Source organism: Mucilaginibacter xinganensis (assembly GCF_002257585.1).
In the GTDB taxonomy this organism is placed as follows: domain Bacteria; phylum Bacteroidota; class Bacteroidia; order Sphingobacteriales; family Sphingobacteriaceae; genus Mucilaginibacter; species Mucilaginibacter xinganensis.
On record NZ_CP022743.1, the window covers coordinates 549,795 to 570,574 of the forward strand.

10 protein-coding genes are annotated in these 20,780 nt (G+C 43.1%); 7 read left to right on the forward strand and 3 right to left on the reverse strand.

Going from position 1 to position 20,780, the window contains the following annotated elements:
• Positions 1–6: 6 nt before the first annotated feature.
• Positions 7–2,940 (reverse strand): excinuclease ABC subunit UvrA, encoded by a 2,934-nt coding sequence (gene uvrA, locus MuYL_RS02575; RefSeq protein ID WP_170309719.1) that lies wholly within the window; start codon positions 2,938–2,940, stop codon positions 7–9.
• Positions 2,941–3,335: 395 nt separating this feature from the next.
• Here uvrA and MuYL_RS02580 point away from each other — a divergent pair, with 395 nt between their 5' ends.
• From MuYL_RS02580 to recA, 4 genes are all read left to right on the forward strand, one after another.
• On the forward strand, positions 3,336–3,920 hold the full coding sequence (locus MuYL_RS02580) for an RNA polymerase sigma factor (RefSeq protein WP_094569035.1): 585 nt from the start codon (positions 3,336–3,338) through the stop codon (positions 3,918–3,920).
• 249 nt (positions 3,921–4,169) lie between these two features.
• A complete protein-coding gene (locus MuYL_RS02585; protein ID WP_094569036.1) occupies positions 4,170–4,364 on the forward strand; it encodes a hypothetical protein in 195 nt (64 codons plus the stop codon).
• A gap of 176 nt (positions 4,365–4,540) precedes the next feature.
• Positions 4,541–5,302 carry an endonuclease III gene (gene nth / locus MuYL_RS02590; RefSeq protein ID WP_094569037.1) on the forward strand — a complete coding sequence of 254 codons (762 nt, stop codon included), beginning with the start codon at positions 4,541–4,543 and terminating at the stop codon, positions 5,300–5,302.
• A gap of 145 nt (positions 5,303–5,447) precedes the next feature.
• On the forward strand, positions 5,448–6,455 hold the full coding sequence (recA, locus tag MuYL_RS02595; protein WP_094569038.1) for a recombinase RecA: 1,008 nt from the start codon (positions 5,448–5,450) through the stop codon (positions 6,453–6,455).
• Between the two features lie 121 nt (positions 6,456–6,576).
• Here recA and MuYL_RS02600 read toward each other — a convergent pair whose 3' ends face one another.
• Entirely contained in the window at positions 6,577–8,865 is a 2,289-nt protein-coding gene (locus MuYL_RS02600) for a family 20 glycosylhydrolase (RefSeq protein WP_094569039.1), read from the reverse strand.
• Between the two features lie 234 nt (positions 8,866–9,099).
• On the opposite strand from MuYL_RS02600, the gene lpdA reads away from it, so the two are divergent.
• Positions 9,100–10,503, forward strand: coding sequence for a dihydrolipoyl dehydrogenase (gene lpdA / locus MuYL_RS02605; protein ID WP_094569040.1), 1,404 nt, complete (start codon positions 9,100–9,102; stop codon positions 10,501–10,503).
• 289 nt (positions 10,504–10,792) lie between these two features.
• Here the strand turns inward: lpdA and msrA are convergent, their stop codons facing one another.
• On the reverse strand, positions 10,793–11,338 hold the full coding sequence (gene msrA / locus MuYL_RS02610; RefSeq protein ID WP_094569041.1) for a peptide-methionine (S)-S-oxide reductase MsrA: 546 nt from the start codon (positions 11,336–11,338) through the stop codon (positions 10,793–10,795).
• 768 nt (positions 11,339–12,106) lie between these two features.
• Here msrA and MuYL_RS02615 point away from each other — a divergent pair.
• On the forward strand, positions 12,107–16,141 hold the full coding sequence (locus MuYL_RS02615) for a T9SS type A sorting domain-containing protein (RefSeq protein WP_157740544.1): 4,035 nt from the start codon (positions 12,107–12,109) through the stop codon (positions 16,139–16,141).
• Between the two features lie 376 nt (positions 16,142–16,517).
• Positions 16,518–20,534 carry a T9SS type A sorting domain-containing protein gene (locus MuYL_RS02620; RefSeq protein WP_094569043.1) on the forward strand — a complete coding sequence of 1,339 codons (4,017 nt, stop codon included), beginning with the start codon at positions 16,518–16,520 and terminating at the stop codon, positions 20,532–20,534.
• The last annotated feature ends 246 nt before the right edge of the window (positions 20,535–20,780 follow it).

Sequence of the window (20,780 nt, forward strand, 5' to 3'; positions counted from 1 at the left end):
GATCAATTAAAATCTTTCCTTTAAAAATTTACCGGTGTAAGAATCTTTCTCCTTTGTCAGGTTTTCAGGAACGCCTTCAAACACGACCTTTCCGCCGCGGTCGCCACCTTCGGGACCAATGTCAATCACCCAGTCGGCGCATTTTATCACATCCATATTATGCTCAATTACAATAATGGTGTTGCCGTGTTCAAGCAGGGCATCAAATGATTTCAGCAGCTTTTTAATATCGGCAAAATGCAGGCCGGTAGTGGGCTCATCAAAAATAAAGAGTGTTTTATGGGTATTATTGCCTTTAACCAGGAAAGATGCCAGCTTGATCCGTTGCGCTTCGCCACCGGATAAGGTATTGGACGATTGCCCCAACTGCACATAACCCAAACCAACATCCATCAGGGGTTTTATTTTACCAATTATCTTTGGCTCTTTGGCAAAAAACTCCAGGGCTTCCTCAATGGTCAGGTTCAACACCTCAGATACGTTTTTTTCATTATAAGTAACGTCAAGTATGTGTTGTTTAAACCGCTTGCCACCACAGGTTTCGCAGGTAAGGAAAATATCAGCCATAAACTGCATTTCAATTTTAACCTCGCCTTCACCCTGGCACACATCGCAGCGGCCTCCCTCTACGTTAAAAGAAAATGCCGATGGTTTTAACCCGGCGGCCTTTGAAACCGGCAACGCTGCGTACAGGTTCCGGATCTCGTCCCAGGCCTTTACGTAAGTAACCGGGTTTGAACGCGACGAACGGCCGATAGGATTCTGGTCAACCATTTCTACCTGTTCTATTTTTTGGTAGTCGCCTTCAATACTGTCATAAGCACCGGTTTGTTCCCCGTTATAATTACCCAGCGTTTTTTGCAGCGCAGGCGCCAGGATGCGTTTCACCAGGCTTGTTTTACCAGAGCCGGATACACCTGTTACAACCGTTAAAACGCCTAAAGGGAATTTAGCATTTACATGCTGCAGGTTATTTTCGCGGGCACCTTTAATTTCAATAAAGTCGTTCCATTTACGGCGGCTTTTCGGGATGGCAATTTCTTCCTTTCCGCTCAAATACCTGCCGGTTAGGCTATTGTCATCTTTTATAATCTCATCATAGGTGCCGGTAAACATCAGGTTGCCGCCATGCGTGCCTGCTTCGGGGCCGATATCAAGAATATGATCAGCCGCCTTCATTATTTCTTCTTCGTGTTCAACCACCAAAACAGTGTTTCCCACATCACGCAGCGATTTTAATACACCAATTAACCGTTGGGTATCGCGCGGGTGCAAGCCAATGCTGGGTTCATCCAGTACATAAACCGACCCTACCAGGCTACTGCCTAAAGAGGTAGCCAGGTTAATTCGCTGTGATTCGCCGCCCGAAAGTGTGTTCGACAGCCGGTTAAGTGTTAAATAGCTTAACCCAACATCATTCAAAAATAAAAGCCGGTTGGTTATTTCCATCAGCAGGCGCTTGCCCACTTTTGTATCAGTTTCGTTTAGCTCAATGGTTTTAAAAAAATCAAGGGCCCTGTCCAGCGGCATCAACACCACATCGGTTATTGATTTTCCGTTAATTTTAACATACGATGCATCTTGCCTTAACCGGCTGCCCTTGCATTCAGGGCAGGTAGTTTTACCGCGATAGCGCGATAGTAAAACCCGGTATTGGATCTTGTAGGTTTGTTCTTCCATTTCCTTGAAAAACGAATCAAGGCCCTGGAAATAACTGTTGCCGGTCCACAGTAAACGTTGTTGCGGTTCGGTAAGCTGGTTATATTGCCGATGAATGGGAAAATCAAATTTCAAAGCGTTTTTTACCAGCTTCTCATTCCACTCACGCATTTTTTCACCGCGCCAGGGGGCTATGGCGCCTTCATAAATACTTTTGCTCTTATCGGGAATCACCAGGTCCTCGTCAATTCCAATCACTTTTCCATATCCCTCGCAGCGCTTACAGGCACCGTAAGGGTTATTAAAACTGAAAAAATTTGGCGAAGGCTCTTCAAAGCGGATGCCGTCGAGTTCAAACCTGTCGCAAAAAAAGCGTTCCGTTTCCTCTTCTGCATCCAGTTCTCGGTAACGCACATAACAATCGCCTTTGCCTTCAAAAAAAGCAGTTTGAATAGAATCGCCCAAACGGCTTACCGTCTCATCTTCCTCATTTTTGGAGATTCTATCGATAACAATGCGTACCGTGGTTGATATTTGTGCCGAAAGGTTAACAGTGCCGGTTTCGGCAGGCTCAGTTTCTTTAGTTTTCTTGCTTTTACCTTTCGGTTTTAATACTTCAGCTTTTGCCTCGGTTTCAACCTCTTCTACCAGCCAGCTGCCATCGTCAACAATGCTCATATCCTCCAGCAGGTCCTCAATTTTTGACAGCTTGCCGCGAAACTCCACCCGTACAAATCCTTTTTGCATCAATACCGCCAGTTCTTCTTTTAAACTGCGGTTGTTATGCGGGTATAACGGGCATAGTATAGTTACCTGCGTTTCGGCCGGCAAAGCCATAATAAAGTTGATCACATCGGTTACCGAATCTTTTTTTACGATGCCGCCTGATACCGGCGAAATGGTTTTTCCAATGCGCGAGAACAGGAGTTTTAAATAATCATAGATCTCGGTAGAGGTACCTACCGTTGAGCGCGGATTTGAAGTAATAACCTTTTGTTCAATGGCAATGGCAGGGGCAATGCCTTTTATATAATCAACATCCGGCTTGTTCATGCGGCCTAAAAATTGGCGCGCGTACGACGAAAGGCTCTCCACATACCGGCGTTGGCCTTCGGCATAAAGGGTGTCAAAGGCAAGTGATGATTTCCCCGAGCCTGACATACCCGTTACCACCACCAGCTTATTTTTAGGTATGGCCACATCCATATTCTTAAGGTTGTGCACCCGGGCCCCCTTAATAATAATATGTTTTTTAGGATCTTTATCTGCTTCTTTGATCATTTTGTGTTGTCCATGGTCCATGGTCGATAGTCCATAGCAGCAATATTTCCATGGTCTATGGACTATTGACTACGGCCTTACTTCCAAACCGCAAAAATCCTAAAATATTTAGCAGTATCCAAATGGGTTTATGATTAGTATTGAGTTATTTACCCTTTTATTAAATTGTTTGCACTGTACTGACAATTAGCATGAAACCTTTTTAATTAGTTACTGTCTATTAATTAACCATATAAATCGCTTTAATATTTTATAGTTAAAAATAATATTTGTTTTTTACGTGATAATTCGTTTTATTTGGATTAACAATTTCTTAATCCCTAAAAGATAGCGCTATAGATAAAACTCTACTTAAATAAAAATATTTTAATAAATTAAGCTTAGTAGTTTTTTCTATGGATTTTCAATTGAAAAGTGACCAGGATTTAATCCATCTTTATATTGCTGGTGATGAAGCAGGGCTGGTGGAATTAATCCGCCGCTATCAATCAAAAATATACACTTCTGTTTACTTACTTGTAAAAGACGAATACCTTGCTGAGGATATTTTTCAGGATACTTTTATTAAAGTAATTAATACTTTAAAGGCCGGAAAATATAACGAAGAAGGTAAGTTTTTGCCATGGGTAACGCGGATTGCACACAATTTGGTGATCGACCATTTTCGCCGCGAAAAGCGCGCACCAACGATAAGTAATGGCGATGACTTTGATATTTTTGAAGTTTTGGGTAATTATGATGAGAGCACCGAAGACCGCATGGTTAGGGAACAAACCTACAAGGACTTAAAATCACTAATTCATTTACTGCCTGCCGAGCAAAAAGAAGTGCTGATTATGCGCCATTTTGGTGACATGAGCTTTAAAGAAATTGCCGATATAACTGATGTTAGCATTAATACCGCCCTTGGCCGCATGCGCTATGCGCTTAATAATTTACGTAAAATGATGCAGAGTAAGGAAATGAGCCTGAAGAATTAGTTTTAGAAGTTATAAGAATTTAAAAGGTTGCAAGTGTTGAGATGTGTGAATTTTAATACTTACAGCCTTTTTTATTTGCCGGGATAACGATTTTTTACCCGTTTTAATACTTGCAACCTTTATAGTAACTATAACTATTACAACCTACAGCTCTGTAACAAAAAAATTTCATTTAATTTTCATCTTAATAAAATATTATATTTAAGCTTTCGTTTAGTATCTGTAAACCAAAAAAAACTAAGTAAGCTTATGGATGAAACCTTTACAACGACTTTAAATTTACTCACTGACAAAGCCATGGTGAACCAGGAATTGCAGGAGAATTTGGAAGGCGACGAATTAATGTTCTATCATTCACTTCGTGCTGATCTGGATCTTCTGAAAAGGAACCCGAAAGTTCAAACCATTCACCACATTCTCGATCATTCAAAGAGTTTGCGTTAGTAGTACAATTTACCTAACTGGTTCACTGACCTTAGCTGTTTCATTATGAAGTGGTCTGCGGTTTGTGAACCTTTCTATTTTTATTGCGGCGTAGTTGATAGTTCAGCATATTGAAAGCTTATTAGTAGTTTTGCCTTATGGATAAAGGATTGTGATCCTTAACTATGAACTAGCTAATGACAAGAAAAGAACGCTATAGGCATTTTATAGAATATTTCTCAAAAAACCAGCCCGATGCAGAAACTGAGCTGCATTATGATAACCCGTTCCAGTTGTTGATAGCCGTTATCCTTTCGGCACAATGTACGGATAAGCGGATTAACCAGGTTACCCCCGCTCTATTTGAGCGCTTCCCAACTCCTGAATCGCTGGCCGCCTCAACCCCCGAAGAAGTCTTTACTTATATCCGCAGCGTGAGCTACCCTAATAATAAAGCGAAACATTTGGTGGGCATGGCAAAAATTTTGGTGGATGTTTTTAAGGGGGAGGTACCTTCGGGAATCGATGATCTGCAAAAAATGCCGGGCGTTGGGCGTAAAACAGCAAATGTTATTTCGTCTGTAGTATTTGACGCTCCCGCAATTGCGGTGGATACTCATGTATTCCGGGTGTCTGACAGGATTGGGCTGACTAATAAGGCGCGTACACCGCTTGCTGTTGAAAAGCAGCTGGTGGAGTTTTTGCCCCGCGAAACACTTGCTATAGCGCATCATTGGCTCATTTTGCATGGCAGGTATATTTGTGTAGCCCGCAGCCCAAAATGCGAGGTGTGCCCTATCAGCTGGTTTTGCAGGTATTATGAACGTACGCATACCGAGTCGGCTTTATTAAAGGCAGAGGCTTTAAAGTTGAAAAAAGTGAAGGAACAAAAGAAGAAGGCCGCTTTGAATAAAATCAGTAAAGAACTGCAAAAGCGAAGTGTTGATAACAATGGTTGAATAAGTTGATTTAGTTCGCTAAGTTTAGCTGTTGTCCGGCCAATCTTATGTCGCACGCGGGCGGGAAACATATTTCTAAATAAAATACTAAAAATATTAGTATTTGTAAATAATAAATTTTACATTTGTACATACAATTTTTAACATGAGTAGCGCAGATAAATTAAAAGCATTACAGCTGACCTTGGATAAGCTGGAAAAATCATACGGAAAAGGCACCATCATGAAGCTGGGCGATTCTGTTATTGAACCAACCGAAGTTATATCAACCGGCTCACTTGGCCTTGATATTGCATTAGGTGTTGGCGGTTTACCTAAAGGACGTGTTATAGAAATATATGGGCCTGAATCTTCCGGTAAAACCACGCTGGCGATTCATGCTATTGCTGAATCACAAAAAAACGGCGGTATAGCAGCATTTATTGATGCTGAGCATGCCTTCGATCGTTTTTACGCAAAAAAATTGGGTGTTGACGTAGAGAACTTATTGATCTCTCAGCCAGATAACGGTGAACAGGCATTAGAGATTGCGGATAACCTGATCCGTTCGGGTGCAATTGATATTTTGGTTATTGACTCTGTTGCTGCACTGGTTCCCAAAGCAGAAATTGAAGGCGAAATGGGCGATTCAAAAATGGGCCTTCACGCGCGTTTAATGTCACAGGCATTGCGCAAGTTAACCGGTACCATCAGCAAAACCGGATGCTGCTGTATCTTCATCAACCAGTTGCGCGATAAGATAGGTGTGATGTTTGGCAACCCTGAAACTACCACTGGCGGTAACGCACTTAAATTTTATGCATCGGTACGTTTGGATGTGCGCCGTATTTCACAGATCAAAGATTCTGATGAAGTGTCAGGTAACCGTGTTAAAGTAAAAATTGTAAAAAACAAAGTTGCTCCGCCTTTCCGTATTGCTGAGTTTGATATTATGTTTGGCGAAGGTATTTCAAAAGCCGGCGAGATCATTGATCTTGGTGTTGAACATAACATCATTAAAAAGGCGGGTTCATGGTTTAGCTATGGCGAAACCCGCCTTGGCCAGGGTCGTGATGCCGTTAAGCAACTGATATTGGATAACCCTGAGTTAATGGAAGAGCTGGAGGCTAAAATCAAAGAAACCGTAACCGGCGATCATTTAGCTGAGGTGTAATTAAGGATTTTTAAAAGGATTAGATTTATAACAAAGAAAGTCCCGGTAATTTTACCGGGACTTTCTTTGTTATAAAAAGGTTTCGCCGGGCTACCGCAATGCTGGTCGCCGCTTTGATCTTTTAATTAAAAAACATTTCAGGGGTAATTACTCGCCGGTCTGTTGTTCCGGCTGCCACTATGTAAACACGGGGCGAAGGCGATGCCCTCCGTCGCGGACCAGCGGGTGGTGCATTATAAAAATGCCTGATCTTTATTTTGTGAAAGCCTTTAAGTAAAGAAATTGCTCCTTCATTTTCGCCAAGTTTAATGTCGTCAATAAATAACTGGCAATCGGCGTAGTTAGCCAGTGAAAAGTTATAAATGCCGTCGGTAATTACTGAGATGTAACCTTCAAAAACAACACCGGCGCTAGGGCGTGTTTTTCTAAATTCAGTAGTCTCTAATGATTTGGCTATCCCTGTGCTATCTGTAGGCGCATAATCCAATTGATTTGTTGAGGTGAAGACACCTCTAATAAGGGTAAACTTAAGTCCGGGGTTGTTAGCTGTGTAATTAACGGCGGCAACAGGCGCCTGGTTATACATAATGGTGTTTGTTGGGAGGCTGCGCCGGCCTGATGGCGTTATAACAACAGTTTTAAAAGTTCGTTTTTCTCCGGGAGGAATATTGAAAGTAATTGGCGATTCGTAACCAAGGTCGGTATCCAGCGGGTCTCGGCCGTTTAGCGTGTAAACTATTTTTGCGCCCGGCACTGCTGATTTTGGCGACATGGTAAATTTAGGGCCAATCAGCATAGTGTCAATTACTTCAAAAGCTGTTGGTACGCGGTAATTATAATGCATAGCATCCAGCCGGGCAAAGTGTTTGGCGAGGCGCGCTTCGGAAAAATTCTTATAGTCTTTCCTTTCAGGTTTGCTCCAGGCTATTTCAGAAAGAGCGAACAACCGCGGCAGGATCTGGTACTGCAGTTTGGCCACCGTTGGCACATACTCTGTCCATAAGTTTCCCTGTACACCAATGATATATTTCTTTTCATCTGCAGTCAATACGTTCGGAACAGGCTCATAATTGTAGGTTTCGGAAAAAACAGCGTATCTCCCAAAAGAAACCGGCTCCAGCGACGATTTGCTTTGGTAATGATCAAAATACAGGCCGGTTGTTTGCGGTGTCATTATCACGTTATGCTTTTGACGGGCCGCAGCAATGCCGCCCTGTTCGCCTGTCCAGCTCATAACCGTCGCGTTGGGTGCCAGGCCCCCCTCTAAAATCTCGTCCCAGCCTATAATGCTGCGGCCCTTTGCGTTCAGAAATTTTTCTATCCGTTGGATAAAATAGCTTTGCAGCGCATTTTCATCTTTAAGGCCAAGCTGTCTGATCAGATTCTGACAAAATGCCGATTCTTTCCAGGGCTGTTTGTTAGCCTCGTCGCCCCCTATGTGAATGTATTTGCCCGGGAAAAGCTCCATTACTTCGGTAAGTACATTTTCAAGAAAGGTAAATGTTTCTTCCGTTGGGCAATACAAGCCGGTGGTACGGGCGGGGTTCTTAATGCCGGTATCGGGTGTGCACATCAGCTCGGGATAGGCGCGCAATGCAGCGTCAGAGTGTGCGGGCATTTCAATCTCGGGTACAATATTAATATATTTTTGAGCGGCATATTTCACCACATCTTTTATTTCATCCTGGGTGTAAAAGCCGGTATAGTCCAGCCCGTCGGGCCAGTCGCGGTTGGTGCCAAACATGGTTTGCTGGCGGGTGCCGCCAATTTGTGTAAGTTTTGGATATTTTTTTATTTCAACGCGCCAGCCCTGCCCGTCAACCAGGTGCCAGTGAAAATTATTCAGTTTATAGGCTGCCATAAGGTCAATTACCTGCTTTACCTGCTTCACGTTAAAGAAATGCCGAGACACGTCCAGCATTATCCCCCGGTAACCAAAGCGCGGCTCATCATTAATAACAAGGCAGGGCAGGCTTTCGGACGCTGCGTGATCAACAGCGAACAGCTGCATCAAGGTTTGAATGCCATAAAACAGCCCGGCACCTTTGCCGATAACTGTAATTTTACGCGGGGTGATCGTTAATTTATATCCCTCATTAGGCAGACCTGCTGCACCGCGGGAGGTAAATATTACGGATGTACCTCCGCCTTTTACCTTTGGGCTATATTTGATTATCCTGTTGTTTAACCCGCGATTGTTTAACAGGAAATCTTTAAACAACTCTACTGCCTGTTCTTTTGGCCGGTCGGCTTTTATAACGGTAGTTTTACTGAATATAAATTGCCCCGGCGATTTGATCAGCGATACAGGTGCCGGCACAATACCTAGATAAGGGTCTTCCTGGGCGTTAGCAGTATTTAACTGCAAGACTACAAAAAGCGTAAAAAGAGCGGTGGAAATAAACTTCATGTTTTTGTTTTTAGGCAGATATATCCAATGGCCAGGCTTGTAGCCGGAAAATTTTTAAATGAAAATAATATAACAATTTGACTGCAACTTGTTTTGAGCTAACTGTAATCACATTATTACAAAAAGGGTAAAGCAGGCAGACAAAAACATTACACAGTCTGTCAACTTTATTATTTTACTGTTTCTTACCCATTTGATAATGATTAACTTTGCGCTCCAACAAATTACAAGCTTATGCAATATGATGTTATCGTTATCGGTTCGGGCCCAGGTGGCTACGTTGCCGCTATACGTTGTGCCCAGCTGGGTTTAAAAACTGCAATAATTGAAAAATATAATACTTTAGGGGGCACCTGCCTTAACGTGGGCTGTATCCCTTCAAAAGCGCTGCTTGATTCGTCTGAGCATTACCATAATGCTGCGCATGCATTTGCAACCCATGGCATTCAGCTGGATAACCTGAAGGTTGATTTTGGGCAGATGATAAAACGTAAGGAAGAAGTGGTTGCTGCTAATACCAGCGGCATTGCTTACCTGATGAAGAAGAATAAGATTGACGTGCACACAGGGACAGGATCATTTAAAGATAAAAATACCATTGTAGTAACCAAGGCTGACGGCACCGCTGCGGAGATCACCGGAAAAAACGTGATCATTGCTACCGGTTCAAAACCATCTGCCTTGCCATTTATTAAAGCAGATAAAAAGCGCATCATAACATCTACTGAAGCTTTGACGCTAAAAGAGATCCCCAAGCACCTGGTGCTGATTGGCGGCGGTGTTATTGGCCTTGAACTTGGATCGGTATATGCCCGTTTAGGTTCAAAGGTCTCAGTAATCGAGTTTATGGATGGTATTATCCCAACCATGGATAAAGGCTTGGGTCGCGAATTGCAAAAGGTACTTCAAAAGCTGGGCATGGAATTTTATCTTGGCCATAAAGTAACAGGAGCAACCGTAAAGGGTAAAGAAGTTACCGTAACATTTGACGACCCTAAAGGAGAGAAAAAAGAACTGAAAGGCGATTATTGCCTGCTGGCTGTTGGGCGTATTGCTTACACCGATGGGTTAGGGCTGGAAAAAATTGGCTTAACCGTTGAAGAACGCGGGCGTAAAATTACAGTTGATGAGCACCTGGAAACCAGTGTAAAAGGCGTTTATGCTATAGGCGATGTTATAAGAGGCGCCATGCTGGCCCACAAAGCCGAGGACGAAGGAACGCTTGTTGCCGAAATCATCGCCGGGCAAAAACCGCATATTGATTACAACCTGATCCCCGGTGTGGTTTATACCTGGCCGGAAGTTGCGGCCGTTGGCCAAACCGAGGAGCAGTTAAAAACGGCTGGCATAAAATACAAAACAGGTTCGTTCCCATTCAAAGCCAGTGGCCGGGCACGTGCCAGCGGCGATCTGGATGGTTTTGTAAAAGTGCTGGCAGATGCCACTACCGATGAAATACTGGGTGTACACATGATTGGGCCGCGCGCCGCTGATATGATTGCCGAAGCGGTTGTTGCAATGGAATACCGTGCATCTGCCGAAGATATTTCACGGATGAGCCACGCACACCCAACTTATACTGAAGCCATGCGCGAAGCTTGCCTGGCTGCTACTGAAAACAGGGCAATACATATCTAGATTGAAATTCCAGATCTAAACATTGGTTTGAGTAATACATAAAGAGGTGAAGGCAGATGGTGTCTTCACCTCTTTTATTAGGTGGGATCTAAAATGATTCGGGTATCCCCTGCCTGGAGAAAACATTGTGCTTACGTTATAAGACAAGAAAGTTATATGCATAACAGCTATGTTTCGGCACGTCTCATAGCTGTTGTATCCGTTCAACAAGTCGTTAACCGAAGTAACAGAGTAGTATCAAAGATGAAGCTTTTGATACGAAAGTTGGCTTTATTATAAACCTTTAGGCTTATAGCAATTCCGGCTTAATTTTTTCAGTGAACTCCTTTGCAAACTTGTAAAGTTTGGGTTGTATCACGGCTGCACAATAAGGATTGCCCGGATTATTGGTGAAATAATTTTGATGGTAATCTTCAGCTTTATAAAACTCGCTCGCCGGCGTAACTTCTGTTACAATAGGCTGGTCAAAAACTTTTTCATCGGTCAATCTTTTTATCAGATCCAAAGCGTGTTGCTTTTGTTGGTCGTTGTGATAAAATATGGCCGAGCGGTATTGTGTGCCGACATCATTGCCCTGCCTGTTTAACGTGGTTGGATTATGCGTCTTAAAAAACACCAACAGTAATTCATCAAATGATAAAATATCGGCATCGTATTCCAGCTGAATAACTTCTGCATACCCGGTATCGCCCTGGCAGACCTCTTTATAAGTAGGGTTTTTAGTATGCCCGCCCATATAACCCGAAGTAAGGCTTTTTATGCCTTTAAGGGTCTCAAAAATAGCTTCTGTACACCAAAAGCAGCCATTGCCCAATGTTATTTTTTCGATTTTCATATTATGTAACAAATGTAAATATCATTTAATTATTTAAGCAGGATGAAAATTAATATGGCAATTTAATTATAATTCATAAGCGCGCCTTAATCCTTAAGCACATGTATGGATATTAATACCCACATTGGGCAATTTTTGAGTAATGGGATATTCGGCTTGATATTGCTTACGACATAGAAATAAAAAAAATACTTTTTATTTCTATGTCGTAAGCGGGTAACCGGTTGGTAAATCTACAAGTTGTCATAAAAGGTATTTTTGGCTGATAATCAGATAATTACCTAAGTATGAAAACTGAAAGGCGAGTGAGCTCGTAAATTAAGCAAACCTGTTGCACGTTTATGAGCAGTAATTCACAGACAATAATGATTTTCCAGGTATTGCGGAACGAATTATAAATGAAAGCGTTAATTACCTAGCTGGCTATAGCATAGTATTTGTTTGTATGTAGTACCCGTAGGTCAGCTAACGTCAATTTGAGAGCCTTGTTATTTATTATTATATATTATGTAATAATAAATAATTTTTATAATATTAGCAAATTATAAGTTTTTGATTTTGATAGTGTTGTATTGATGGGCTAAGATGTTTAAATGTTAGTAATTATCAACATTTGGTAATAGTAAAATTATTATTATTGAGTGATTGAAAATTATTGAGTAAAAAAAGGTATTAACCACAGCGGCTTTTATGTATTATTTTATATAAATGCTTATTAATTAATATTGTTAAATATTTTAATTTCTAATTAATTTAAACTATTTCGTTTTGAAGACAAGATTATACCGGTTGTTATACTGCTGTGCAGTTTTTTTTATTTTTATTTTCCCCGCTGCCAACGCGGTAGCCGCTACTACAATAGCAAGCATAACCGGCGGGTTGGCGGCTAACCCATTAAACATAAGTCAAACTGCCATTGCCGTTTACGGTTTTTCTGTAAGAACCACTTCTACTACCACTTTTACCGGGTTTACATTTTCTGCTACACAAACAATCGGCACTTATTTTTCAAACTTTAAAATATACAGTTCTACAAACACTACTTACACCGCCGGAACGGACCCTATTGTTACCGGTGCAAGTATAGTTGTGGGTGCAACAACCATATCTATTACAATTCCTACTGCAACTGTAAACAGCGGATCAACTGCAACAAACTTCTTTTTAGTTGCGGATTATACCGTAGCCAGTTCAACTTCAAGTACTTTTCAATTTGCCCTTACCGGCACAACATCCAGTGCCGCCTATACAGGGGGCACACAGGCGGGTATAAATTACACTTTGTCGGCGTCCACCTGTGATTGGGTTGGCAATACCAGCAATGCATGGGCAACGCCCGGAAACTGGCAGGCGGGCCGCGTGCCCGGAACTTATGATGCTGTTCAGATAGCGGTAAACTATTCGCCTAACAGCACCAATAGTGTTCCGGTGGTAAGCACGTCGACCAACATAGGGTCGCTAACATTTGGTGGCTTATTTACCAGCGGTGGTGTAAATTTCCCGGGTGTAAGTGTTAACACCGGCAAAACGCTGGCTGTCAGCGGCGATATAAATGTTATAGTAGATGCCAATCCCGGGAGTTACACCTATACGGGTACGCCGGTTGTTGCGCCATACCCTACTACCTCGCTGCCCACCAACCAGTTTTTAATAAAGGGTGCCGGAACGTTATCTGCGGTAAATTTTAATATCAACGCCAATTACGATAGTCAGGCTGCCCAATCAACCCAGCAGGCGGTGATTTCCTCTATCACAAATCTTGTACTTTCGGGCAATATGGTGCTAACATCCGAAAATTACAGGCCCGGCGGCACCACCTATAACCAGGTTGCCAGCTTTTATTTAACTGATGGAACTACCGACATAGCGGGTAAGGTAAAATTGGTAAATACTGTTTCTGGTACCACCACCTACCCGGTTAGCGGTTTCATGATTAACCCTACAACATCAGCGGGCGCTACACTCCAGCTCGATAACGCAACGCCATGGTCATTACTTACTGCTAACGGATCAAACTATATCGACCTGAACAATACCTATGCAGAGGTAAACTATGCGGGTACCGGCCAAACAATCACTACATCAACTGCTATAACCGGTTTGCCATCGGGGCTAACTTATTATGATCTTACGCTTTCCGGCGGTACGCAAACACCTGCAGCAGGCACGCTAACAGTAGGGCACGATTTTACCACAACATCCACTGCTGCCAATTTTAACACCAATAATACGGTATTAACGGTAAGCGATATTTCCTATATAAACGGAGGTACGATGAACCTGGGTTCCGGCACTTTTACATCCACTAATGGCATCGATATTTATGGCACTTCGGTGCTTAACGGGGGGAGCGGAAATATTGTGGACGGAAACTTTTTCCGTGTAAATAATGATCTTTCAAATGCTACGGTTAATTTGGGAAGCGGCACCACAACTATTGCCAATGCTGCACAATTTTTCGGAGGTACAACAACTTGCGGGACAGGGGCAGTTAGCATAACACAGTCAACTCAAATCTATACAGGGGCAACCCTAAACGCAGGCTCAGCCAGCGGGGCGTCATTAACCTTTACGGGCTCTTATCAAAATTTCTCGGGTGGTGCGTTTACCGCAGGAGGTGGAAGCGTATTTTATAATGGCAGCTATTCCAATTCAGGAACCTTTACCGCAGGTACGGGTACAGTTTATTTTAACCTTGCCGGTGCGCAGGCCTTAAGTGATAACAGCACTGCCGGAACAACATTTAACAAGGTGAACTTCCAAAACAGCGGCACCAAAACAATGTCGGGCACCAAGGGCTTTGCGGTATCAAATATCGGGGTGCTCACCATGGCCGGCACTGCTTCTTTAGCAGCAGGTGGTGTTTTAACTTTAAGATCTGACGCAACAGGTACTGCTACAGTGGCTGCTATACCGGCTGCCTGCTCGGTAACCGGAACGGTAAAAGTTGAACGGTATATAACCGGCGGCGCAGGTTATCGAGGTTACCGGATCCTTTCATCGCCGGTTAGTGTTGGTACAGACGGCAGCGGGAATAAAATTTGGAGTATTGATTACATTGTAAACAGTACTTATGTGTCGGGCACCAGCTTTCCCGCTACAGCTACCAGTAAAGTAGGTAACCCGTGTTTTTATCTGTACCGGGAGAACCTTGCACCTACTTACAGCTCGTTTTTAACCAGTAACAACCGGGGGATAAAAAGCATTGCCAGTTCACCATCGTATACTATTGATATTGACGGTGGGCCTTACAGTATTCCTGTAGGTAACGGCGTTATGTATTTTTTCAGGGGCAGCACAACTACTACCAGTCCTTATACCAGTTCATCAACACCGGTAGCCGCTACAGTAACGGCCAGCGGTACTTTAACGCAGGGAAACGTACAGGTGGTTGACTGGTACAATCCAACAAGTACAACACTGAGCGTTACCACTTTGGCGGGAAACGCTTCAGTGCGCGGGCTCAACCTGATAGGCAACCCTTATGCATCGCCTATTGACTGGAGCAAGTTTAGCAGTACGGTTGCAACCAACGCTATTTATGGCCCCAATGTCAATCCAACCATATATGAACTTAAACCTGGCACCAACGCCTATGGTACCTACAACGCGTTGACAACGGCAGCATTAAACAATGGAAGCCCGATTGTTTCCAGCGGACAGGGCTTTTTTGTACAGGCTAATAATTCAGGTACGGCAACTTTAAAATTTACTGAGAATGCCAAAACGCTGGTTCAACCGTCCGGCTTTACGTACCTGGCTGGCGCATCAACAGAAAACACGGCGTATAATCAGTATATGATCCTGAACATATCAAAAGACACCACCAGTAAAAGCGAAATCCTTATAGGGCTTAACGCGGGTTCAGGCAAAAAATATAACCATATAGAAGACGATAAATATTTTGCAAGCCAAAATTTAGCACAGTCTATGTGGATCACCTCGGCTGACAGTATCAATTTAGTTTCCAAATGGATGCCGATGCCGAAGGCAAAACTGGCCGACACGGCTTTCCTAACTGTAAAAGCAGCCACCAGCGGGCGCTACACCATTGCCCGAAGCGACCTGAAACCAGTTCCTGCATTGTACGACATCTGGCTAATGGACAATTATAAAAAAGATTCGCTGGACATTAAACATAATTCAACCTACGCTTTTGATGTAAACCTGGCCGATACCAACAGTTTCGGGGCGCACCGTTTCCAGGTTATCATTCGCCAGAACCCTGCGCTGGGTGTCCATTTATTAAACTTTGCCGCAGTTAAGGCTACAGCAGGCGCAAAAGTAAGCTGGAAAACAGAAAACGAAGCCGACTATACCCATTTCGCTGTTGAACGCAGCACCGATAACGGCGTAACTTTTACCCAGCTTAACACCGTTGTATCCAGCTTTCAGCAAACGTACAGTTTCGTTGACGAAAACCCTCCTATTGCTGTTAACCAGTATCGTTTAAAGCTAACAGACCTGGATGGCACTGTAACCTATTCAAAGGTGGTTACCCTGATGTATTCTACATTAAGCAATATTGTAGCTTATAATCCTATAAGCATTTATCCAAACCCAACTAAAGGCAACCTCAATGTTTCCATAACACCAAACACGTTATCATTACCTACCTCGGGCGATTACTCGTTTAACATAGTAATTACGGGGAGTAACGGAGTGGTTGTAAAGAAGGCGATAACCTCGCAATTGGAGTGGCAGGACAATGTTGCAAGCCTGACACCCGGGTCGTATGTTGTACAAATCATTAATAACAAAGATAAAAGCGTGGTAGGTAAAACCAAGTTTGTGAAAATGTAAGTTAAAATCCTGATGTAAATTAGTTTGTTATCACCTGCATATTTAACACCCTGAATTATTCCCATAATAATTCAGGGTGTTTTGCTATTAGACCTCCTGTCCGGTTTGTTATTTGAACCATCAAAGATTTAAAAAAAAACATAACCTATTTAAATTCTTTTCGTAAAAGTACCTGCATTAATTATTTGCGGGTTGGTAACTGCTGCTTAGGTGGTTGTATTCAACGTTTTAGCTAATGACTGTTGCGGACTAAAAAAGCTTATAAAGTTGTTAAGGTTTCATGATTATTTACAAGAATGCCGATGCGCTCGACGCTTGTAATTTATAAAAATTTAACAATGCTGCTGTAGGATTTATATAAGTTGACGTTAAAAATTTGAAAAAGCTACTAATTTTTGTTATCATATTTGCAGGGGTATTATTATCCTGTAATGTGTTATTTGCCCAAACTACTGCGCCAAGCATAACTTACAGCCAGTCAACCTATGTTTATACCGTTGGTACTTCTATCGGCACATTAACCCCAATAAATGCAAATGCCCCGGCGGGTTTTGTACCTGCCGCAATTTATGGCCAGGTAACCACATTGGCGGGTAGTACAACAGGCGCTTCAGGTTTTACCAACGCAACCGGAACAAGCGCTTTATTTAACGATCCTGAAGCTATTGTAAACGATCCGGCCGGCAACCTGTATGTCGTTGAGTTTAATAACAATGTTGTGCGCAAGATAACCCCGGGAGGCGTAGTAACAACCTTCGCAGGGAGCGGCGCAAATACTTCAACTGATGGTACAGGCACGGGCGCCAGCTTTTTTGGCCCGAATGCGATTACCATAGACCCAACCGGAACTATCTTATATGTTGGTGATAATACAGGCATCAGGAAGATAGTAATCAGTACACAAGTGGTAACCACTTTGGCAGGTGGTGGTACAGTAACGGGAAGTGCAAATGGAACAGGGTCGGCAGCCCAGTTTAATAACCCTGCCGGCTTTGCTTTTGATGCTGCCGGTAATTTATACGTTGCAGACAGGTTTAACAACGAAATACGGAAAGTAACGATGGCAGGTGTTGTAACCACTTTCGCCGGCAGTACTACTGCCGGTAATGTTGATGCTACCGGTACTTCGGCGCGGTTCAATAACCCCTATAGTTTGGTTAATGACGGTGCCGGCAACTTTATAGAAGTTGACCGCGTGAACAGCACGGTGAGAAAAATAAATATTTCAACAGCGGCTGTTACTACAATTTACGGTAACGGCACAGCGGGGTATCTTGACGGCAGCGGAACCAGTACAAAATTTAATAATCCTAAGACAGTTGTAAGAGACGGCGGCGGTAACTTATATATAGCAGACAACGCCAATAACGACATCAGGTTAATTACCCCGGCGGGTGTAGTATCAACATTAACGGGCAGCACCAGCCAAACTGCGGGATTAACGGACGGAACCGGAACCGCTGCAACCTTTAACGGGCCATTTGGTGAAACCATTATTTCGAGCGGAAGCGATGAAGGCAATATGTATGTGGTTGACCAGAACGGAAACAATATCAGGAAGGTATCCCTCAACGGCTATACCATAAGCCAGCCGTTACCTGCAGGTTTAACTTTTGATCCTACAACCGGTGTAATTTCCGGTACGCCAACAGCTTCAATACCAGCCACCAACTATACCATAACTGCGCACAATTATTGGGGTAGCAGCTCGTTTACCATTAATTTTACTATAAATTGTATTGCCAATCCTACGGTTAACATAACCCAGCAGGTAACTTGCGGCGGTGCTGCAACCGGTTCAGTTACCGCCAGCAGTACCAACGCAACCGGTTATTCACTTGATGGCGGTACTAACCAGGCCAGCGGTACCTTCACCAATATAGCTCCGGGCATCCATTCCATTACAGCAACATGCGGATCTTGCACAACCGGCGCCACAAGCTTTACCATAAATGGCGGAGTTTATACCTGGACAGGCACTACCAGTACCGATGTAACAGTGGGTACAAATTGGTCGGGCGGGGTTGCACCCGTTCTTGATGGCACTGCATCTATATCTGTGCCGAACGCTGCATCAGGCAAATACCCTGCGCTCACTGCCAGTGCTTCCGTATATAGCTTAAATATCACAGGCACTACAGCCAAATTTAATTTAAATGGAAATACCATAAACGTAGGCTGCAATATAGTTAACAGCACAACGGGTGGTGTGATTGATTGGAATTCTATCAACGCTTCGGCTATAAACTGGAATGGGTCATCTGCTGCGCAAACTTATACCGGTAACGCCACTTTACTCACCGCGAAGCTCGGTAATATGACGGTCAACAACTCAGCTGCCGGAACTGTAACTATTAAGGGCGGGCCGGTAGATATATATAATATACTTACCATAACAAAAGGAAATTTAGTAGTTGACAATGTGAATAGTGGCGTATTAACTTTAAAAAGCACATCTGGCCAAACAGCAGCGGTAGCACCGATAATATCTCCTTATACGATAACAGGAACAGTAAAGGTTGAACGCTTTATAACAGGTGGCGCAGGTTACCGTGGTTACCGTCTTATTTCATCGCCTGTAAGTGGCGGAACGGACAGCTATGGCAATAAAATTTACAGTCTTGATTATATTGTAAACAGTACCTATGTTTCCGGTAACGGTTTTACGGCCACATCAACCAGCAAAACAGGCAACCCCTGCTTTTACCTATACCGCGAAAATATGGCACCTTTATATACTTCGTTTTTAAACAGCAACAACCGGGGTATAAGGAGCATACCAAGTTCAACATCATTTTTGATTGATATTGACGGGGGGCCATTTAACATCCCGGTTGGGGATGGTGTTATGTATTTTTTCAGGGGTGGAACGGGCACGGTTAACGCTTTTGTAACAGCATCAACCCCTGTAGCTGCAACAGTAACGGCCAGCGGTACCTTAACCCAGGGAAATGTACAGGTGGCAAATTGGTACACGCCATCAACAACCGCGCTGGGCTACACCGTAGTTGCCGGAGCCACAGGTACGCCCGCCGGTAATTCAGCTATCCGCGGTCTCAACCTGATCGGGAATCCTTATGCATCACCGATAGACTGGAGTACATTCAGCAGTTCTAACCCGTCAAATGCCATTTACGGCCCCAATATTAACCCAATAATATATCAACTTAAGCCAGGTACTAACACTTACGGATCTTATAATGCAACAACAGGAGCGTTGCTGAATAATGGCAGTAACATTATAGCCAGCGGACAAGGCTTTTTTGTGCAGGCCAATAACCTGGGTACCCCAGGTTTAAAATTTACAGAGAATGCCAAAGCCGTTTCTCAAACATCACCGTTTACCTATTTGGCAGGGGCTTCAACAAACAACAGCCCGTACAGTAAATATATGATACTGAACATGGCTATGGATAGTGCCACCAAAAGCGAGGTCCTTATTGGGTTTAACCCGGGTTCGTGGATGAAATACAACCAGATTGAAGACGACAGATATTTGTCCGGACAAAGTGCGCCTGTAGCGATGTGGCTCACATCAAGTGATAGTATTACCTTAGTTTCCAAATGGATGCCGTTTCCAAAAGTTACCCATGCTGATACCGCTTTTTTATCTGTAAGGGCAGCATCAAGCGGGCAGTACACTATTAATCGCAGCGATCTTACCGCAATACCGGCCCTGTACCAGATCTGGCTGATAGATAAATATAAAAAGGATTCGCTGGATCTGCGGCACAATGACAAGTATGTATTTAACGTGGATTTGAATGATGCGGGATCTTTTGGCGGTAAGCGTTTTATGGTAGTTACCCGCCAGGACCCTGCATTGGGTGTGCACTTGTTAGATTTTACCGGGACGAAGGCGAAAGGGGGAGCACAAATTGCCTGGAAAACAGAAAATGAAGACGATTATACAGGTTTTACAGTAGAACGCAGCACCGATAACGGCATAACATTTAAGGCAATCGGAGGCTTTTCATCAAACAGCATGGGCACCTATAGCCTGCTTGATAAAACGCCGCCCGATGGTGCTGATTATTACAGGTTAAAGATACAGCTTGTGGACAGTTCAATTGTTTATTCAAAAGTGGTTAAATTGATGTACGGTAATTTAAGTAACACCAAAATAAATAATGCGATAAATATTTATCCTAACCCGGCAAAAACCATAGTTAATTTAAGTATCGACCCGGTGGATGCAGGTAGCCTATCTAAAAACACAGTGTACAGTATAACCGTAATTAGCAACACCGGTTATGTAGTTAAAACCGCCACTACTACCAGCCAGCACTGGCAGGCAGATGTGAGCACCCTGGTTTCGGGCAACTATATTATCCAGGTTTTAAATAATGATAATAAAACCCTTATAGGTAAGGGTACTTTTATAAAACTGTAAACGCGGGTTTAAAGCTGTAAATATATTTCATCGGAGGTATTACTAAAAATGTATCTTTGTTTAATTTAAGGTAAGTTTGTATGCGGGCAAAGATATTTTTTAGCACATTAATAGCGCTCTTATTCAATGTTGTTTTATTGTACGGACAGGATCCTACTGCTTGTAATGATGCGGACATTGATAATTTATGCCCGCTTGATACCTGGGTTTTGTTTTTAGCAATTATAGCAGTTGCCGGGGCTGCAA

Coding starts and splice junctions, on each gene's coding strand:
- lpdA (WP_094569040.1), top strand. CDS start 9,100: ATGCAATATGATGTTATCGTTATCGGTTCGGGCCCAGGTGGCTACGTT.
- nth (WP_094569037.1), top strand. CDS start 4,541: ATGACAAGAAAAGAACGCTATAGGCATTTTATAGAATATTTCTCAAAA.
- msrA (WP_094569041.1), bottom strand. CDS start 11,338: ATGAAAATCGAAAAAATAACATTGGGCAATGGCTGCTTTTGGTGTACA.
- MuYL_RS02585 (WP_094569036.1), top strand. CDS start 4,170: ATGGATGAAACCTTTACAACGACTTTAAATTTACTCACTGACAAAGCC.
- uvrA (WP_170309719.1), bottom strand. CDS start 2,940: ATGATCAAAGAAGCAGATAAAGATCCTAAAAAACATATTATTATTAAG.
- MuYL_RS02580 (WP_094569035.1), top strand. CDS start 3,336: ATGGATTTTCAATTGAAAAGTGACCAGGATTTAATCCATCTTTATATT.
- MuYL_RS02600 (WP_094569039.1), bottom strand. CDS start 8,865: ATGAAGTTTATTTCCACCGCTCTTTTTACGCTTTTTGTAGTCTTGCAG.
- recA (WP_094569038.1), top strand. CDS start 5,448: ATGAGTAGCGCAGATAAATTAAAAGCATTACAGCTGACCTTGGATAAG.